Source organism: Paraburkholderia sp. GAS38 (assembly GCF_050434965.1).
Classification (GTDB): Bacteria; Pseudomonadota; Gammaproteobacteria; order Burkholderiales; family Burkholderiaceae; genus Paraburkholderia; species Paraburkholderia phenazinium_A.
In genome coordinates this window covers 55706-71398 of record NZ_JBNDJO010000006.1, presented here as the reverse complement: position 1 = coordinate 71398, position 15693 = coordinate 55706, and the positions used below count along the sequence as shown (strand labels likewise).

At 63.8% G+C, this 15693-nt stretch carries 14 protein-coding genes; 10 read left to right on the top strand and 4 right to left on the bottom strand.

Annotated features, from left to right (window positions below):
* Positions 1-27: 27 nt before the first annotated feature.
* The 7 genes from P3T42_RS16245 (at position 28) to P3T42_RS16215 (ending at position 5589) form a co-directional block, all read left to right on the top strand.
* Complete coding sequence (locus P3T42_RS16245) at positions 28-213, top strand: 4-oxalocrotonate tautomerase (RefSeq protein ID WP_429306606.1); 186 nt, start codon at positions 28-30, stop codon at positions 211-213.
* Between the two features lie 592 nt (positions 214-805).
* On the top strand, positions 806-1138 hold the full coding sequence (locus P3T42_RS16240) for a type II toxin-antitoxin system RelE/ParE family toxin (RefSeq protein ID WP_429306605.1): 333 nt from the start codon (positions 806-808) through the stop codon (positions 1136-1138).
* Positions 1125-1412, top strand: coding sequence for a helix-turn-helix domain-containing protein (locus P3T42_RS16235; protein ID WP_074295769.1), 288 nt, complete (start codon positions 1125-1127; stop codon positions 1410-1412). The genes P3T42_RS16240 and P3T42_RS16235 overlap by 14 nt, the downstream gene beginning before the upstream one ends.
* Positions 1413-1696: 284 nt before the next feature.
* Positions 1697-3115, top strand: coding sequence for a cytochrome ubiquinol oxidase subunit I (locus P3T42_RS16230; protein WP_429306604.1), 1419 nt, complete (start codon positions 1697-1699; stop codon positions 3113-3115).
* A gap of 24 nt (positions 3116-3139) precedes the next feature.
* Positions 3140-4144, top strand: a complete 1005-nt coding sequence (cydB, locus tag P3T42_RS16225; RefSeq protein WP_074295771.1) for a cytochrome d ubiquinol oxidase subunit II — start codon at positions 3140-3142, stop codon at positions 4142-4144.
* Complete coding sequence (locus tag P3T42_RS16220; RefSeq protein WP_429306603.1) at positions 4119-4295, top strand: hypothetical protein; 177 nt, start codon at positions 4119-4121, stop codon at positions 4293-4295. Before cydB ends, P3T42_RS16220 begins: the two co-directional genes overlap by 26 nt.
* A 553-nt stretch (positions 4296-4848) precedes the next feature.
* Complete coding sequence (locus tag P3T42_RS16215) at positions 4849-5589, top strand: response regulator transcription factor (RefSeq protein WP_074295772.1); 741 nt, start codon at positions 4849-4851, stop codon at positions 5587-5589.
* A gap of 6 nt (positions 5590-5595) precedes the next feature.
* Here the strand turns inward: P3T42_RS16215 and P3T42_RS16210 are convergent, their stop codons facing one another.
* On the bottom strand, positions 5596-7380 hold the full coding sequence (locus tag P3T42_RS16210) for a hybrid sensor histidine kinase/response regulator (RefSeq protein WP_074295773.1): 1785 nt from the start codon (positions 7378-7380) through the stop codon (positions 5596-5598).
* 55 nt (positions 7381-7435) lie between these two features.
* Positions 7436-7579: a hypothetical protein gene (locus P3T42_RS16205; protein WP_171991628.1), complete on the bottom strand. Its 144-nt coding sequence runs from the start codon at positions 7577-7579 to the stop codon at positions 7436-7438.
* Between P3T42_RS16205 and P3T42_RS16200 the strand changes: the two genes are divergently transcribed.
* The 3 genes from P3T42_RS16200 to P3T42_RS16190 all read left to right on the top strand — a co-directional run bounded on the left by P3T42_RS16200 (position 7578) and on the right by P3T42_RS16190 (position 12911).
* Positions 7578-8369: a hypothetical protein gene (locus P3T42_RS16200; protein WP_074295774.1), complete on the top strand. Its 792-nt coding sequence runs from the start codon at positions 7578-7580 to the stop codon at positions 8367-8369. The two genes, P3T42_RS16205 and P3T42_RS16200, sit on opposite strands and share 2 nt — an antisense overlap.
* Positions 8370-8550: 181 nt before the next feature.
* The gene (locus tag P3T42_RS16195; RefSeq protein WP_429306785.1) at positions 8551-11961 is read left to right on the top strand and encodes a GMC family oxidoreductase N-terminal domain-containing protein; all 3411 of its coding nucleotides are present in this window, start codon (positions 8551-8553) and stop codon (positions 11959-11961) included.
* 167 nt (positions 11962-12128) lie between these two features.
* Positions 12129-12911: a hypothetical protein gene (locus tag P3T42_RS16190; RefSeq protein ID WP_429306602.1), complete on the top strand. Its 783-nt coding sequence runs from the start codon at positions 12129-12131 to the stop codon at positions 12909-12911.
* A 70-nt stretch (positions 12912-12981) separates the two neighbouring features.
* Here the strand turns inward: P3T42_RS16190 and P3T42_RS16185 are convergent, their stop codons facing one another.
* Both P3T42_RS16185 and P3T42_RS16180 read right to left on the bottom strand, forming a co-directional pair.
* Positions 12982-14382, bottom strand: a complete 1401-nt coding sequence (locus P3T42_RS16185) for an FAD-binding oxidoreductase (protein WP_429306601.1) — start codon at positions 14380-14382, stop codon at positions 12982-12984.
* Positions 14379-15362 (bottom strand): isopenicillin N synthase family dioxygenase, encoded by a 984-nt coding sequence (locus P3T42_RS16180; protein ID WP_429306600.1) that lies wholly within the window; start codon positions 15360-15362, stop codon positions 14379-14381. The genes P3T42_RS16185 and P3T42_RS16180 overlap by 4 nt, the downstream gene beginning before the upstream one ends.
* Positions 15363-15693 lie beyond the last annotated feature (331 nt).

The following is a 15693-nucleotide window of genomic DNA, read 5'->3' as shown; positions in this document are numbered from 1 at the left end:
ATCAACTTCATTCACGGAGAATTCCCCATGCCTACGTTTCATGTCGAACTGTTCGAAGGACGCACGCTCGAGCAGAAGCGCAAATTTGTCGAAGCCATCACGAAAGCGACCTGCGACTCGCTCGGCGTCGAGCCGAACTCGGTCGAGATCATCCTGACCGACGTGAAGCGCGAAAACTGGGCAACGGGTGGCAAGCTTTGGAGCGAAGCCTAGGGCGGCCATCGCTGCATGCGATTGCGCCTGGCGCGGACACGCGCTGGCGCTGCATGCAAAAAAAGACGGCGTCACCGCATTGAAGCGGGACGCCGCGAGACCACACTCGCGTGTCGGGGTCGATCACACGAGAGCCCCGACAATATCCGTTGCCTGAGCGCCCCTCAAGATGCAAAAACTGCGTTTGTAACGGCGCAGCAGGTAGTCCTTACGTCCGAGGAAAGCCTGCTTCAAGGCACACCCGCATCGCACGGGCCTGCGAGTGCCGACTCATATCGTCGGCACCAAATGTCAATTTACAGATTCAAACACTTCTTACCATCGCGTAGGACGCCATCCTGCGTCGTCCCCCACTCCGAGGCCGCCTGACGCCTCCCAAAGCTAGCCATTCGGCCGATGCCCGGAACGAATTCATTCCGTTATCCTGAGTTTCTCCTCCGGTAGCAAAGGCGCCTCGCCTTCCCCGCTCCTGATCCACGCTCACGACGCGGCTGGCATCTCCAGATTCCACGCAGATGCCGCCGCGAAAATGATTCGATCGGCCAGAAGAGGGGCTTGCTTGACGGTAACATATTTGTTATGATGGATTCCAATGGCATTTGAGATCGACTTTTATAGTGAGAAGGTCAAAACCCAGGTGGCTTCGTTGCCCAAGACATTGCTGGCGCGCTTCATCACGCTGGCCGATCGAATGGAGCAATACGGTCCGAATCTCGGGGAACCGCATACCCAATCCATGGGCAACGGTCTCTTCGAGATGCGGTTGAAAGGAGCAGAGGGAATTGCCAGAGTGTTCTATTGCTCGGTCGTGGACTGTCGTGTCGTCATGCTTCACGCCTTCGTGAAGAAGTCGCAAGACACGCCGCGAAACGAACTGGAAGTGGCTCGTACAAGATTGCTGGAGGTCAAACGTGGCAACGTATAAGGAATTGCGGAAATTGGCCCTCGCGGACCCTGAAGTCCGCGCGGAAGTAGAACGGCTGAATCGCGAAGAATACGCCGTGCTCGACCAGATGCTCGCGGCACGTCACGCCGCCGGGTTGAGCCAGGCGCAGGTCGCCGAACGCATGGGCACCCACGCGCCGGCCGTGACGCGGCTCGAGCGCGCGCTGGAGTCGGGTCAGCATTCGCCGTCCATCGAAACCTTGCGTAAATACGCCGCCGCATGCGGCAAGAAGCTCGTCATTACCATCGCCTGATCTAAACCAACCGCGCCTGGCAGCGTCTGCTGCAGCGCGGTGTATTGACGCAGTTTTCATTTCGAGTGCCGCATCATCATGTGCGGCGCTTCGACAAAAACTTGATACTGATCAACGATTTAGTATCTTTAAATCGTCACATCAGCAGTTTCTGCGCGGCTTTTCGACGCACGTCGCGATGCAGCAAAATACTGCGCATTCCCCTACTCTTGCGCGATCTGCACACACTGCAGTGCGCACCGACAACGGTCGACGCGCGTAGGCTGTTTTCCGGCATTAGCGCTATGAACCCCGCTTCGACAATTTCCGCATTTGACCTGGCGCGCATTCAGTTCGCGTTCACGGTCTCGTTTCATATCGTCTTTCCCGCCCTGAGCATCGGACTCGCCAGCTTCATCGCGGTGCTCGAATGGCGCTGGCTCAAAACCGGTAAGGCCTACTACAAAGATCTGTGTCTGTTCTGGTCGAAGATCTTTGCAGTGGCTTTCGGCATGGGCGTCGTTTCCGGCGTCGTGATGAGCTACGAGTTCGGCACCAACTGGTCGGGCTTCTCCCGTTTCGCCGGTCCGATCACCGGGCCGCTGCTGATGTACGAGGTCATGACCGCCTTCTTCCTCGAAGCGGGCTTTCTCGGCATCATGCTGTTCGGCTGGCAGCGCGTGGGTCCGCGCGCGCATTTCGGCGCCACGCTGATGGTCGCCGTCGGCACGCTGATCTCCACCTTCTGGATCCTCGCCTCCAATAGCTGGATGCAGACGCCGCAAGGCTTTGCTGTCGAAAACGGCCATGTCGTGCCGCTCGACTGGTTCAAGATCGTCTTCAACCCCTCGTTCCCGTACCGGCTCGCGCATATGGCGCTGGCTGCATTTATCGTCGCAGCGCTGGTGGTGGCCGCCGTGGGTGCGTGGCATCTGCTCAAGGGCCGCCGCGACCCGGCCGTGAAGAAGATGTTTTCCATGGCGCTGTGGCTGCTGTTGATCCTCACGCCGATCCAGGCCTTCGTCGGCGACCAGCACGGCCTGAACACCCGCAAGTACCAGCCGGCCAAGATCGCAGCCATCGAAGGCCTGTGGAACACCGAGAAAGGCGGCACGGCGCTCAACCTGTTCGGCATTCCCGACATGAAGGCCGAGACCACGCGCGATGCAATCTCGATCCCGCATCTGGGCAGCCTGATTCTCACACACAGCTGGAACGGCGAGATTCGCGGCCTGAAGGAATTCCCGCCTGAGGACCGGCCGGATTCGACCATCGTGTTCTGGAGCTTCCGCGTGATGGCAGGGCTCGGCGTGCTGATGATCGTGATGTCGATCACCGCCTGGGTGCTGCGCCGGCGCGGCAAGCTGTATGACGCGAAGTGGTTTCAAAAGCTCGCGGTCGCGATGGGCCCGAGCGGTTTCATCACGCTGCTGGCCGGTTGGGTGACCACGGAAGCCGGTCGCCAGCCATGGGTCGTGTACGGCGTCATGCGCACCTCGCAGGCGGTGTCGCCGCTCACCACGCAGCAGGTGGGCATCTCGCTGATGGCCTTCGTGATCGTCTACTTCCTCGTGTTCGGGACCGGCATCTACTACATGCTCAAGCTGATGCGCTCGGGTCCGGCGTTGCCCGGCCAGACGCCGCATGGCGTACCCGCTCACTCGCCTGGCACACCCGCACGCCGCCCCATGCCGGCCGCCGATCAACTGATCGACGCAGCCTGAATCACACCGTACCGAGGTTAGAAAATGGATGTCACCGTAGTGTGGGCCGCGATCATCGCGCTGGGCCTCTTCATGTATGTGGTGCTCGACGGCTTCGATCTGGGCATCGGCATCGTGTTTCCGTTCTTTCCCGATGAGAAAGAGCGCAATCTGATGATGAACACCGTCGCGCCCGTCTGGGACGGCAACGAGACCTGGCTGGTACTCGGCGGCGCCGGGCTGTTCGCGGTGTTCCCGGTGGTCTACTCGACCGTGTTGTCGGCGCTGTATCTGCCGCTGATTTTCATGCTCGCCTGCCTGATCTTCCGGGGCGTGTCGTTCGAACTGCGCGCCAAGGCGAACCGCACCAAACATCTGTGGGATCTGGCGTTTATCGGCGGCTCGGCCGGTGCGGCGTTCTTCCAGGGTATCGTGCTGGGGTCGTTCCTGCAGGGCATTCCGGTCGTCGACGGCAGCTATGCGGGCAGCGCCTTCGACTGGCTCACGCCGTTCAGCCTATTGACAGGTCTTGGACTCGTCGTCACGTATGCGCTGCTCGGCTGCTGCTGGCTGGTCGCCAAAACCGAAGGCGATCTGCAGCGCCGCCTGCATCGGGTCGTGTGGCCGCTGACCGTCGTCCTGCTCGCCTTCATCGCCATGGTCAGCCTGTGGACGCCGCTGCAAGACCCCAATATCGCGCAGCGCTGGTTTGCGTCGGGTCTGTTCTACCGTCTGCTGCCCGTGCCGTTCCTCGTCGCGGTGTGTGCGTTCTTCATGCGCCGGGCGGTGCGCGAGCGGCATCACAAGACGCCTTTCGTGCTGGCGCTTGCGCTCGTGCTGATCGGCTATCTGGGCCTGCTGGTGAGCCTGTGGCCGTATGCGATTCCGTCCAGCATGACCCTCTGGCAAGCGGCCGCGCCGCGTTCGAGCCAGATGTTCACGCTGGCGGGCGCCGCGGTGATCATTCCCATCATCCTGACCTATACGACGCTGGGTTACTGGGTATTTCGCGGCAAGGTGAGCCATGACGACCAACATCACTATCACTAAGCCGCAGCAGCCGCCCGCCGCGCCCATGCGGCGCGCGCTGCCCGGCTGGGTCTGGTTTATCGCGCTGTGGTGCGTCGGCGTGGGGGGCGCCATGTCGCTCGGCTTCGCTTTCAAGATTCTCATGAACCTGACGCTCTTCGCCGTGCGGTGACGGACGGCCGCCGGTCATGCCGTCACGTGGTCACGTGGTCACGTGGTCACGCGGCCATCCGGGGGACGGCAAGGCGGACGCAATTGTTAAACCTCACATCCGGTGCTTTAAAATCGGGCGAACATGCACGTCTATGTAGCAGGCCGCAGCCAATCCGGTCGTCAGGTGAAGGGATGCGAACCGGCGTGCCAGACAACGCACGACCGGGCCGTCCCGCCGGCAGCGCAGGAAACTTCCTCGCCGCCGGCACCGGCACCGTTTGCTGCTGCGCGGGGGATCCGTACAGGAGCCGAAGACGCCGCCCGAGCGCCCTGAGAGACACCCGTAGACGCCGATCAAGCATATGATCGCGACATCGGGTGGTGAAGCACCAGCAACGCAACGTTAGAACATAAGCCTTGCAGTCAGGAAGGCACGGGGTAGAGAAGGCCACGCTTGGCCAGGCGGCCTGACGGGACGGATGGCGCAGGACGGGGGACGCGCCATCCGCGTCCGGCATCGGCGGAATAACGGTGGAAAATATTAACGCGCAGTGCCGACACGCGGAGACATCATGAAGTTTCTAGTGGCCGACGACCATGAACTGATCCGCCAGGGCGTCAAGGGATTGCTACGCGGACTCGACCCGGACGCGCAGTTCGACGAGGCCGACACCTGGGAGTCGCTCGCCGCCGCCGCGCGGCCCGACGCCGATCACGATCTGGCGATCGTCGATCTGCACATGCCCGGCATGAGTGGCGCGGCATCCCTCGAAATTCTCCTCAAAGAGCATCCGGCCTTGCCTGTGGTGGTGCTTTCCGCCGAAGAGTCGCCCGATGAAATGCGTGCGGTCCTCGCGGCCGGCGCGCTCGGCTTCGTGCCGAAACGCCAGCCCGCCAGCGTCATGCTGAAGGCGATCGAGCTCGTGCTGTCCGGCGGCGCGTATGTGCCGATGGAAGCATTGAGCCTGCTCGGCACGCGTGAAGCCGCGGCGCAAAACGCGCCGGCCGGCACGGCCAGCGCCAGCGCAGCGACCGCGACCGCCGCCCCCTCATTGACCGAACCGCTTGTCCAGGTCACCGCGCTGCAGCCGCATCAGCAGCATCTGCTGGAGAATCTTTCGCCGCGGCAACAGGACATCATGCGGCTGGTGCACCGCGGCTGGACCAACAAGATGATTGCGCGCGAGCTGGGTGTCGCGGAGGGGACCGTCAAGGTGCATCTGTCGGTGATCTTTCGGGCGCTTGGCGTTCACAACCGCTCCACCGCGATTGCGGTCATCAACGGCTGGCTCGAAGCCGGGAAGACGCTTTAGGGCGGGCTACGCCGTCGCCCTGGCGCCGTCGCGTTGCGCCTGCTGCCACAGCGTCTCCAGCGTGCGCCGCAGGCGCGCCGGCGTGACCGGCTTGTGCAGCACCGGAATCCCCTGGGTCGCGAGCATAGCCAGTTCGCCCGAGGCCATATCGCCGGTAATCAGCAGCATCACGGCGCCTTCGTGTCCGTTGCGCTGCAGCGCGTCGCGCACCGCGCTTAGCGCCTGCGCGCCGGTGCGGTGGTTCGCCAACTGGTAGTCGCATAGCACCGCGTCCGGCACGAAGCCCTCGGCGAGCGCCCGCAGTGCCAGCGCTTCATCGCGCACGCCCTGCGCCACACAGCCCCAACGTCCAAGCAGACTCGTCAGTCCTTCGAGAATCGAGGGGTCATCGTCGATGCACAGTACGTGCCGTCCCTGCGCCGACGGCCCGCCCACCACCGCGTCGCTCAGGCTCGCCACAATCCCGTCCGGGTCGCCGGCCTGAACCGAAAAGCGGAACACCGAGCCGCGCCCCGGCGCCGAGCGCAAAGCCAATTCGCCGCCCAGCAGGCCAACCAGCCGCTTGACGGTCGGCAGGCCGAGGCCATGCCCCTGGCGCGCGTCGCGCTGCGGATTGGCGACCTGATAGAACTCCTCGAAGATGCGCTCCTGCTCGGCCGCGGGAATGCCGATGCCGGAATCGCGCACCTCGATATAGCCGCCGCCGCGCCGGCCGGCGCGCCGCAGGCCCAGCCAGATCGCGCCGTCCTCGGTATAGCGCACCGCATTCGAGAGCAGGTTGCTCAGCACCCGTTCGAGCAGCACCGGATCGTCGTGCACCACCATCGTGGTGGGCGCGATGCGCAGCGCCAGCCCCTTCGCCGCCGCCTGCGGCCGGTACTGGCTGCCGACCCGCTCGAACAGTTCATCGAGCCGGAAATGCAGCCGGATCACCTGGGTGACGCCGCTTTCGAGCCGCGCCAGATCGAGCACCTGATTGAACAACTGGTTGAGCGCTTCGACGTTGTTGACGATGTGCGCCGCGGTCTTGCCGTGCTGCGCGGGGGTCACGGAAGCGTCGTTGAGCGAGGCCGCGAGCAGGCCGATGGCATGCAGCGGCTGACGCAGATCGTGGCTCGCCGCGGCAAAAAAGCGGGTCTTGGCGAGACTCGCCTCTTCGGCGACCTGCTTTTGCTCGGCCAGCGATTCCGCCAGCTGCTGCTGATCGACGCGCGCCTGCACGACCCGCTGGAACAGCTTGCGATAGCTCACCGAATAGATGTTGATGGCGCAAAAGAAGAACGCGAGGACGATCGCGAGAATGGTGCGGTCGAAGTTATGGCTGCCGAACAGCAGCACGATAGCCGGCAGCAGGACGAAGATGATGCCGGTCGAGAAGTTGAGCACGTCGAAACCGTTCGACATGAACACGCCTGCCGCCAGCGTCACCAGCATGACGGTGTGCAGCACCGGCAGATCGGCCTGGTGGCTATGAAACGCGAACCAGATCGCGAGGCCCGGTGCGCTGTACAGCAGCACGCCGCGCAACGCGTGCAGCCTGATCCAGTTGCGCGCGGTGAGCGCGTCCGGCCGGCGGCGGCGCCATAGCCACAGCCCCAGCGAGGCGCAGTTCGCTACCGCATAGAACGCAAAGCAGGCGAAGAAGCGCTGCGGATACGGCATGTCGTCCCAGTAGATGGACACAAGCACCGCGATCGCAAACCAATGCGTGAAGAACGCCATGGCGTCTTGTGCATACAGCACGCGCACCAGGTCTTCGTCGATCGCTCGCTGGATGGGATCGCCCCGCATCGTGCTGTCTCCATGCGCGTTTGGTTTACCCGGCAGTTTACCTGTCAGCTATCACTTAATCCATATAGGCGAAAGCGCGCGCAAAAACCATACTGAAGTCACTTTCCAGCGCGGCCGAAAGTCTTCCCAGACGGCCTTCGCCGCCCCCTTTGCGGGGTCCGCCGCGCGCCTTGCCCCATCCTTCGACGGAGGCTTTCATGGGCGCTGTACCGAGCCGCGAGTTCGTCCGCAACCTGGACAATGCGATCCTGCCCGACCTGTGGCGTCGTCGTACCCACCTGTCCGGCGACGAAATGGTGTCGATGGTCGATCTGGTCAAGCGGGCGCTGCGCACCTACCATCCGCTCGAATTGCAGGCGCTCGGCGAGGATAAGGAAGAACTGGTCGCGCAGTTCATCTTCTCCCGGGTGCTGCGCCTCACCCCCGGCCATTCCGACACCCACGCCTGCCCCGAAAGCGCGCCGTCCAACGGCTATGCCCTCTGTGCGTATTTCCGGCGCTATCTGATCGACTGCCTGCGCAGCGCCTGCCATCAGCGCAACGTGTCGATGGAAAACGAAGGCATGGAACAGGAAATCGACCTGCACGCCCATGCGCTCGAAGACCCCGTCGAAAGCGTCCTGCTGCAGTACGGCCTCGACGAAGCGCGCGTGCGCCTTGCCGCGCGCACCTTTATCGGCGGCCTCGACGAGCCGGAGCGGATCGTGCTGGCCGGCAGCCTCGGCTGGTGCTCGGAATGCAAAGGTGGACTGTCGGCGGTGGCTGCACAGCATCGCGTGCCCTCGTATCACTATCGCGCCGTCAAACTCGGCGTCACCATGAAAAAGACGGGCGACGCCGGCGATTTTTCCAATACGAAGATCGGCCGCTGGCTGATCGACGTACTCGGCATCGAGATCGAAGCCGAAAACCGCGCAGCCATTCTGATCGCGCTGAACCTGCTCGCCGCCGAATCGAGCGACAGCGAACTGAATGAAGTGGCCGCCTAATAGCACGGCACCACGCTCGCAGGGCGGCGTACCGGTATCGAACCGCCGCCGCGTGCCGCGCGATGTTGCTTTGTTTGCAGCCGGTCACCGCCTACGATAAGAAAGCCGCGCAGCGCTCAGGCATCCTCACCAGTCAGGGCTCCCCCACCCTGAATCACCGTTGTGTCACGAGGTGGTCATGATGAACCGCTTATCCAGCGCCATCGAAGCGCTGCAGCCGCACTACGAAATCGTGATTGTCGGGTCGGGCTACGGGGGCGCCATTGCGGCGAGCCGGATGGCACGCGCGGGGCGCAACGTGTGCCTGCTGGAGCGCGGCCGCGAATTCATGGCGGGTGAGTTTCCTGCCACGCCGCTCGAGGGCGCCGGCCAGGTGCAGTACAACACCGGGCTCGCGCAGATCGGCTCGCCGCTCGCGCTGCTGGAAGTGCACGTCAATCCCGACGTCAACGCGGTGGTCGGCTGCGGCCTGGGCGGCACCTCGCTGATCAATGCCAACGTGGCGCTGCGGCCCGATCCGCGCCTGTGGCAAGACCCGCGCTGGCCTGCCGCCGTGCGCGCCGACCAGGCGGGACTCGCCGCCGGCTATGCGCGCGCCGAGGCCATGCTGCAGCCCTCGCCCGTGCCGGCCGACTTCCCTTCCCTGCCCAAGCTCAATGCGCTCGCCCGTTCGGCGCAGGTGCTCGGCATGGAGGGCCGTTTCTCGCGGCCGCCCATTACGGTCACCTTCCAGGACGGCAAGAACGCGGCGGGGGTCGAGCAGAAGCGCTGTGTCGGCTGCGGAGATTGCAACGCCGGCTGCAACCACGAGGCGAAGAATTCCACCCACATGAACTATCTGCCCGACGCCGTCGCGCACGGCGCGCAGATTTTCACGGGCGTGGCGGTGCATTCCGTCGTACGCGACGAGGCCACCCGACAATGGCGCGTGCGCTATCAACTGGTGGGCCTTGGGCGCGAAATCTATGACGCGCCGGAGCTTGCCATCAGCGCGGACATCGTGATCCTGTCCGCGGGCACGCTCGGCTCGACCGCCATCCTGTTGCGCTCGCGCGAGGCGGGACTGCCGGTGTCCAGCCAGCTCGGCCAGCACTTCACCGGCAACGGCGACGTGCTCTCATTCGCGTACAACACCGAAGTGCCGATCAACGGCATCGGCTGGGGCGCGCACAAGGAGGGAGAAATTCCGCCGGTGGGGCCGACGATCACCGGCCTGATCGATCACCGCAACACACCCAACGTGACGGACGGCTTCGTGATCGAGGAAGGCTCGCTCGCCGGACCGGTCGGGCTCGCGATGATGGGCGTGCTGGGCCTCGCCGCACCGGCCGAGGGCGTGAAGGTGCCCGAGCTGGCGTCGCGGAGCGGCTCACTGGACGCCGACGCCCGTGTCGTCGAAAGCCTGCTGCGCGGCCCCTATCACGGCGCCATGAATCACACGCAGACCTACCTCGTGATGGCGCACGACGACGACAGCGGGCAGATTGTCGTCGAACAGGGCCGGCCGCGCATCCGCTGGCCCAACGCCGGCAAGCAGCCCATCTACGCCACCATCGAAAAGACCCTCGAGGCGGCCACCGTGGCGTTAGGCGGCGAGTACGTGCGCGATCCGATTTCCGCGAGGCTGCTCGGCGATGGCCTGGTGACGGTCCATCCGCTAGGCGGTTGCGGAATGGCGGAGGCGGCGGAAAATGGCGTCGTCGATCAGGCGGGCCGCGTGTTTTCCGCCGCGACGGGCACCGACGTACACCCCGGCCTGTACGTGATGGACGGCGCGGTGGTGCCGCTCTCGCTCGGCGTGAATCCGCTCCTGACCATCTCGGCGCTGGCCGAGCGCAACTGCGCGCAACTCGCCGCGGCGCACGGCTGGCCTATCGACTACACGTCGCCAGGCGACGTCGCCCCGCCGCCGCCGCAGAAGATCGGCCTGCGCTTCACCGAAACCATGGTCGGCAGCTATGCACCCGGCGCGCCGGCAGACGGCCCGGACGACGCGCCTGCGCCCGACACCAGCCCGATGAGCTTCACGCTCACCGTCGAATCCGACGATCTCGCCGAGATGCTCAGCAGTCCGCAGCACGCCGCGCGCACCGTGGGCACGCTGACGTGTCCGGCCTTGTCGGCACAGCCGATGACGATTGCCGACGGCCTCTTCAATCTGTTCGTCGTCGACGAAACCGAGGTCGACCGGCGCGACATGAATTACCACATGACGCTCGAATCGGTGGAAGGCACGCGCTATTACCTGTTCGGCCAGAAGATCATCACCCGCTCGTCGCTGCTCGAACTGTGGCCGCAGACCAATACGCTATATGCGCAGATCCGCACCTCCGAGGCGGCGGATGCGCCCGTGATCGGCAAGGCGACGCTCATCATCACGCCCGAGAACTTCCTCAGGCAGATGCGCACCATCGAAGTGACGAACACGCCGGATCTCGAGACGCGGCTCGACTGGACGCTGAAGTTCGGCAAGTTCTTCGGCGGGGTGCTGTTCACGGAATATGGCGGCGTCGCGGCGCCGTTGCAGTTCCTCAGCACCGACGCCGCGGCGCCGCGTCTGAAGCGTGCATTGCGCGCACCCGCGCCGGAGCTGACGTGGTTCAACACGCCTGAGCCGCCCAGCAAGACACTGAAACTGACGCGCTACCACGCGGGCGATAAAGGACCTGTGCTGCTGATTCACGGTTCCGGCGTGTCGAGCCGGATCTTTGCGACGGACCTGGTCGAGACCAACCTCGTCGAATTCATGTGCGCGGCCGGCTACGACGTGTGGCTCGTCGACCTGCGCGTGAGCATCGAACTGCCGAGCGCGCTCGAGCCCACCACCGCGGATGCGATTGCCCGCGAGGACATTCCGGCCGCAGTGGCGAAGGTCAGGCAGCTAACGGGCGCAGCGCAGATTCAGGTGGTCGCGCACTGCTTCGGCGCCGTGGCTTTCTCGATGTCCCTGCTGTCGGGACTCACTGGCGTGCGCTCGGCGCTGCTGTCGCAGGTGTCCGCGCATCCGATTCCCGGCGCAATGCAACGCATCAAGGCGGGCCTGCATATGCCGGAGATTCTCGAGCATCTCGGCGTACGCGATCTCACGGTCCTGACACGCGCCGGCAACTGGCCGGACAATCTGCTCGACGAGGCGCTGCGGGTGTATCCGGTCGGGCACTATGAAGGCTGCGGCAACGCGCTGTGTCATCGCGCGACCTTCCTCTACGGTCTGGTCTACGAGCATGCGCAGCTCGGCGAACAATTGCATGCCAATCTGCAGGAATTGTTCGGCGTGCACAACGTCGAGCTATTCGTTCAACTCGCGGCGATGGTGCGCGCGGGACACGTGGTGGACGCGGACGGCATGGACGTCTATCTGCACAACATCGAGGGCATGAACTTGCCCATCGGTTTCATTCACGGCACCGAGAACCGCTGCTACCTGCCGATCAGCACGGCGAAGACCTATGACTTGCTGGTGAGTCGCTTCGGCGCACAGCAATACGAGCGGCATCTGATCCCGGGCTATGGGCATCTCGACTGCATCTTCGGCAAGAATGCGGCGGTGGATGTTTTTCCGCTGATCGTGCGATATCTGGATGCGCATTGAGGCGTGTGCCGTCAGGTTGAGTCGTTCGTGGATGAGGCGGAGGGATTGCAGACCGCGCGGGCAAATTGTTTTATGATCCGAACCATTCGGCGCACCGGGGCGCGCGAGTGCGGATGTATCTAACCCGCATCAATCCAATACACCAATAAAGCCACGCCAATCACCCAATGGAACAATTGACCTTCGGTACCTGCGTCAGGAATAGCTGGATCAGCACGTGGCAAGCCATCGTTCAGATGCCGGGATGGTTCCTCGGGGTGTTTGCCGTGATTGCCTGTCTAACGCTGCTTTCCGGTTCCTTTCAGTACGTTCCGTCCGGCGGCGCCGAACTCGACGCCGCGGCAAGAGCCAGTCATGCACTCGGCAGCATGGCTTTCTCGATCCTGCAACTCGTCATCTACTGCTGCCTGACCATCAAGGTCCACCGTTTCGTGCTGCTCGGCGAAGGCACCCAGCCTCTGCTGCCATTGGGCGGCAAACCCCTTGGGCGCTTTGCGTTGATCTCGGTGGGTCTGACGCTGGGTATCGTCGTGCTCTCCATCGCGCTGGTCCTGCTGGTACGCGAAATACGTTCGGGCGGTATCGTGCTGGTCGGCGCCGTCGTCATGCTGGCGTACATGTTCGCGATGGTCCGCCTCAGTCTGCTCTATCCCGCCGTCTCGCTCGGTGGCGCGCTGACGCTGCGCGCGGCGTGGAAGGACAGCCGGGGGCATTTCTGGAGCATCTTCGGCGTCGTATTCGTTTCGTATTTGCCGCTGCTGATCGTCTGGATCATCCTGCTCGAGGTACTCGGCCCGAGGATGCTGCTGACCAGTTTGCAGGGCGCGTCCACCGTGTTTGCGATCGGACTGGCGTTCGTCAATACCGGGTTTATCGTACTCGCGGCCTCGGCGCTGTCGTGGCTTTATCGGCGCTATGCGAATGAGTTGCTGGAGCATGCCGCGTATTGAGACGCTGTCGGGCGGGACAGCGTTCCGCCCGCGCTGCGGACGCTGGGCGCCCCGTTTGGCCCAGTCGCCCTCATAACACTTTCCCCGGATTCAAAATCCCACGCGGATCCAGCGCCTGCTTGATCGCCGCCATCGCGGCCAGTTCCTCACGCGAGCGCGAGACCGGCAAGAACTCGCGCTTCAGCGAGCCGATCCCATGCTCCGCCGACACCGACCCATGCAACGGCCCAAGCATGTCATAAACAAACGCATACACCGCATGATGCGCAACCCCGGGCACCGAATGCCCATCCACGGTGAGATGCAAGTTAGAGTCGCCAATGTGCCCGAAGAAGTACGACCGATTTCCCGGCCACTGACGATCCAGCGCCGCACGGCAGCGATCGACAAAAACACCGATCTCGCCGATCGGCAGACTGACGTCGAAGTTGATCGGATCCATCTTCACCGGAAACTCCGCCGTGCATTCCCGCACTGCCCATAAGGCGCGCGCATCGGCCATCGATTGCGCAATCACGGCATCGCGAATGGCGTGCGCGTCCAGTGCCTCATTCAGCGCCGCGGCAAAGCGCTCGCCATCATCGGCCGCATCGAAGCTCGCATGTTCAATCAGCGCATACAGCGGATGCGCTTCGCCAAACGGCGAGCGCATACCGGTCAAGGCAACGCCGAAATCGTAGAAGTCCGGCCACATGATTTCGAACGCACCGATGTCGTTGCCAAACCGCGTCGACAAGCGCCGCAGCAACCTCACCGCCGCATCGTAATCATCCAGCGCGACCAGCACCGTATGCCGCGCCGCGCGCCGCGGATGCAGGCGCAATACCGCGCGGGTAATCACGCCGAGCGTGCCCTCCGATCCGATGAACCAGTGCTTCAGGTCATAGCCGGTATTGTTCTTCACCATCTTGCCGAGCGAACTCAGGACTGCGCCGCTCGCCAGCACCACTTCCAGCCCGAGCACCTGATCGCGTGCGGTGCCGGACTGGATCACACGATTGCCGCCCGCATTGGTGGCGAGATTGCCGCCAATCTGGCACGACCCGCGCGCGCCGAGGTCGAGCGCAAGTTCGAAACCCGCTTGCGTTGCCGCCTCCTGCGCCGCCTGCAGGGTGGTGCCCGCCCGCACGGTCATGGTTGCCGAAGCTGGATCGATTTCTTCGATGCCCGCGAGCCGCTCGAGCGACAACGCGATATCCACGGCGCGCGGAATCGCACCGCCGGCGAGGCCCGTCATGCCGCCCTGCGGCACTACCGTTTGATGCGCCGCGTGGCAAATCGCCAGCGCCTGCGCCACCTGTTCTGTCGTACGCGGCAACAGCAACGCCGCAGCACGCGTCGGCTCGTGACGCGTCCAGTCGGTCATCGAGCGTTCGCCGATCTGCGCGCCGACGCGTACCGCGTCATCCCCCAACGCCTCGCGCAGCGAGGCGAGCGTGGTGGAAAGCGCGGCGCTGTCCTCATTCGTCATGCTGTCGTCCCCTGTGCGGCCTGCTTCTTTCGATAACCCATCGAGTCGTTGATGCGCCCGAGAATATAGTCGCCTGCCGCGACCGGTTGATATTTGAGGTCGGCTTCGCTGGTGCCGAGCTCGCGCGGATCGACCGAGGCGCCGTAAGTCGGATCGTAAAACGTGGCGATCGAATAGCGCTCGCGTCCGGACGCGTTGATCACACGATGCAGCGTCGAGCGAAAGCGGTCGTTGGTCCAGCGCGCGAGCAGATCGCCGACGTTGACGACGAAGCTGCCTGGAATGGGCGGCGCATCGACCCAGGTATTGTTGGCAATCTCGCGCACCTGCAAGCCGCCTACCTGGTCCTGCCACAGCAAGGTGATGCAACCGTAGTCGGTATGCGGCGCCACGCCGAACTGGTCGGCATCCGATTGCGGCGGCTGCGGCGGGTAGTACACCATCTGCGTGCGCTGCATGCGCTTGGTATAGCGCGGCGCAAAAAACTGCTCGTCGACGCCGAGGCTCACCGCCACCGCGCGCAACAGGCCGGCGCCGCACTGCGCCACCGCTTCGTAATAGCCGTAGAGCGCCGGGCGCAACTCGGGCATGAAGTCAGGCCAGTTGTTCGGCCCGCGCAGCGCCTGGCCTGCGAGCACATCGGGATCGTCTTCCGGCAACTCCAGCCCGATGCTAAAAAACTCCTTGTAGTCCGGGCGTTTGGCCTGATACATCGTCGCATCGCCGAGCGCATTGAAGCCGCGATGCCGCTGATTCACCGCGGCACGCCGTTTGGTTTCCACCGGAAACGCGAAGAACGTGCGCGCCGCGTGTTCGGCCGCATCGATGGCCGACTGCGGCACACCGTGATTGACGATGTAGAAAAACCCGATCGTCGTGCACGCGTCGTGAATTTCACGACCGACACGCTGCATGGCGCCGGGCTCGCCGGCGCGCACGCCGGCAAGGTCGATGATCGGAATGCGGGTGACAGGCGGCATCGCAAAGCTCCCGAAAGACGAGGCGGATCTGAATGGCCTTTGAGCCGCCGAATAAGCTGACAAATCAAGCTGACCAAGCTGACAAACAAGCGCGTCGTCGATACTTCGAACCCCTTGCCAATCGACGCCGTCGCCCACGTTGTCCCAGTTGTATATACCGCCAAAAGCGCCTTCGCAAGCAGCGTCTTCACTTTGCTGCAAGCGTCGTACGTGCCTCTTCGCAGCGCACAACAGGATTATTTATTTCGCGCGAAAACTGCGGTATATACTGCCCCGCATACCGCGCGCCGCCACACCGCATCTGGCGCGACACCGCTTTGCCAACCGGAGA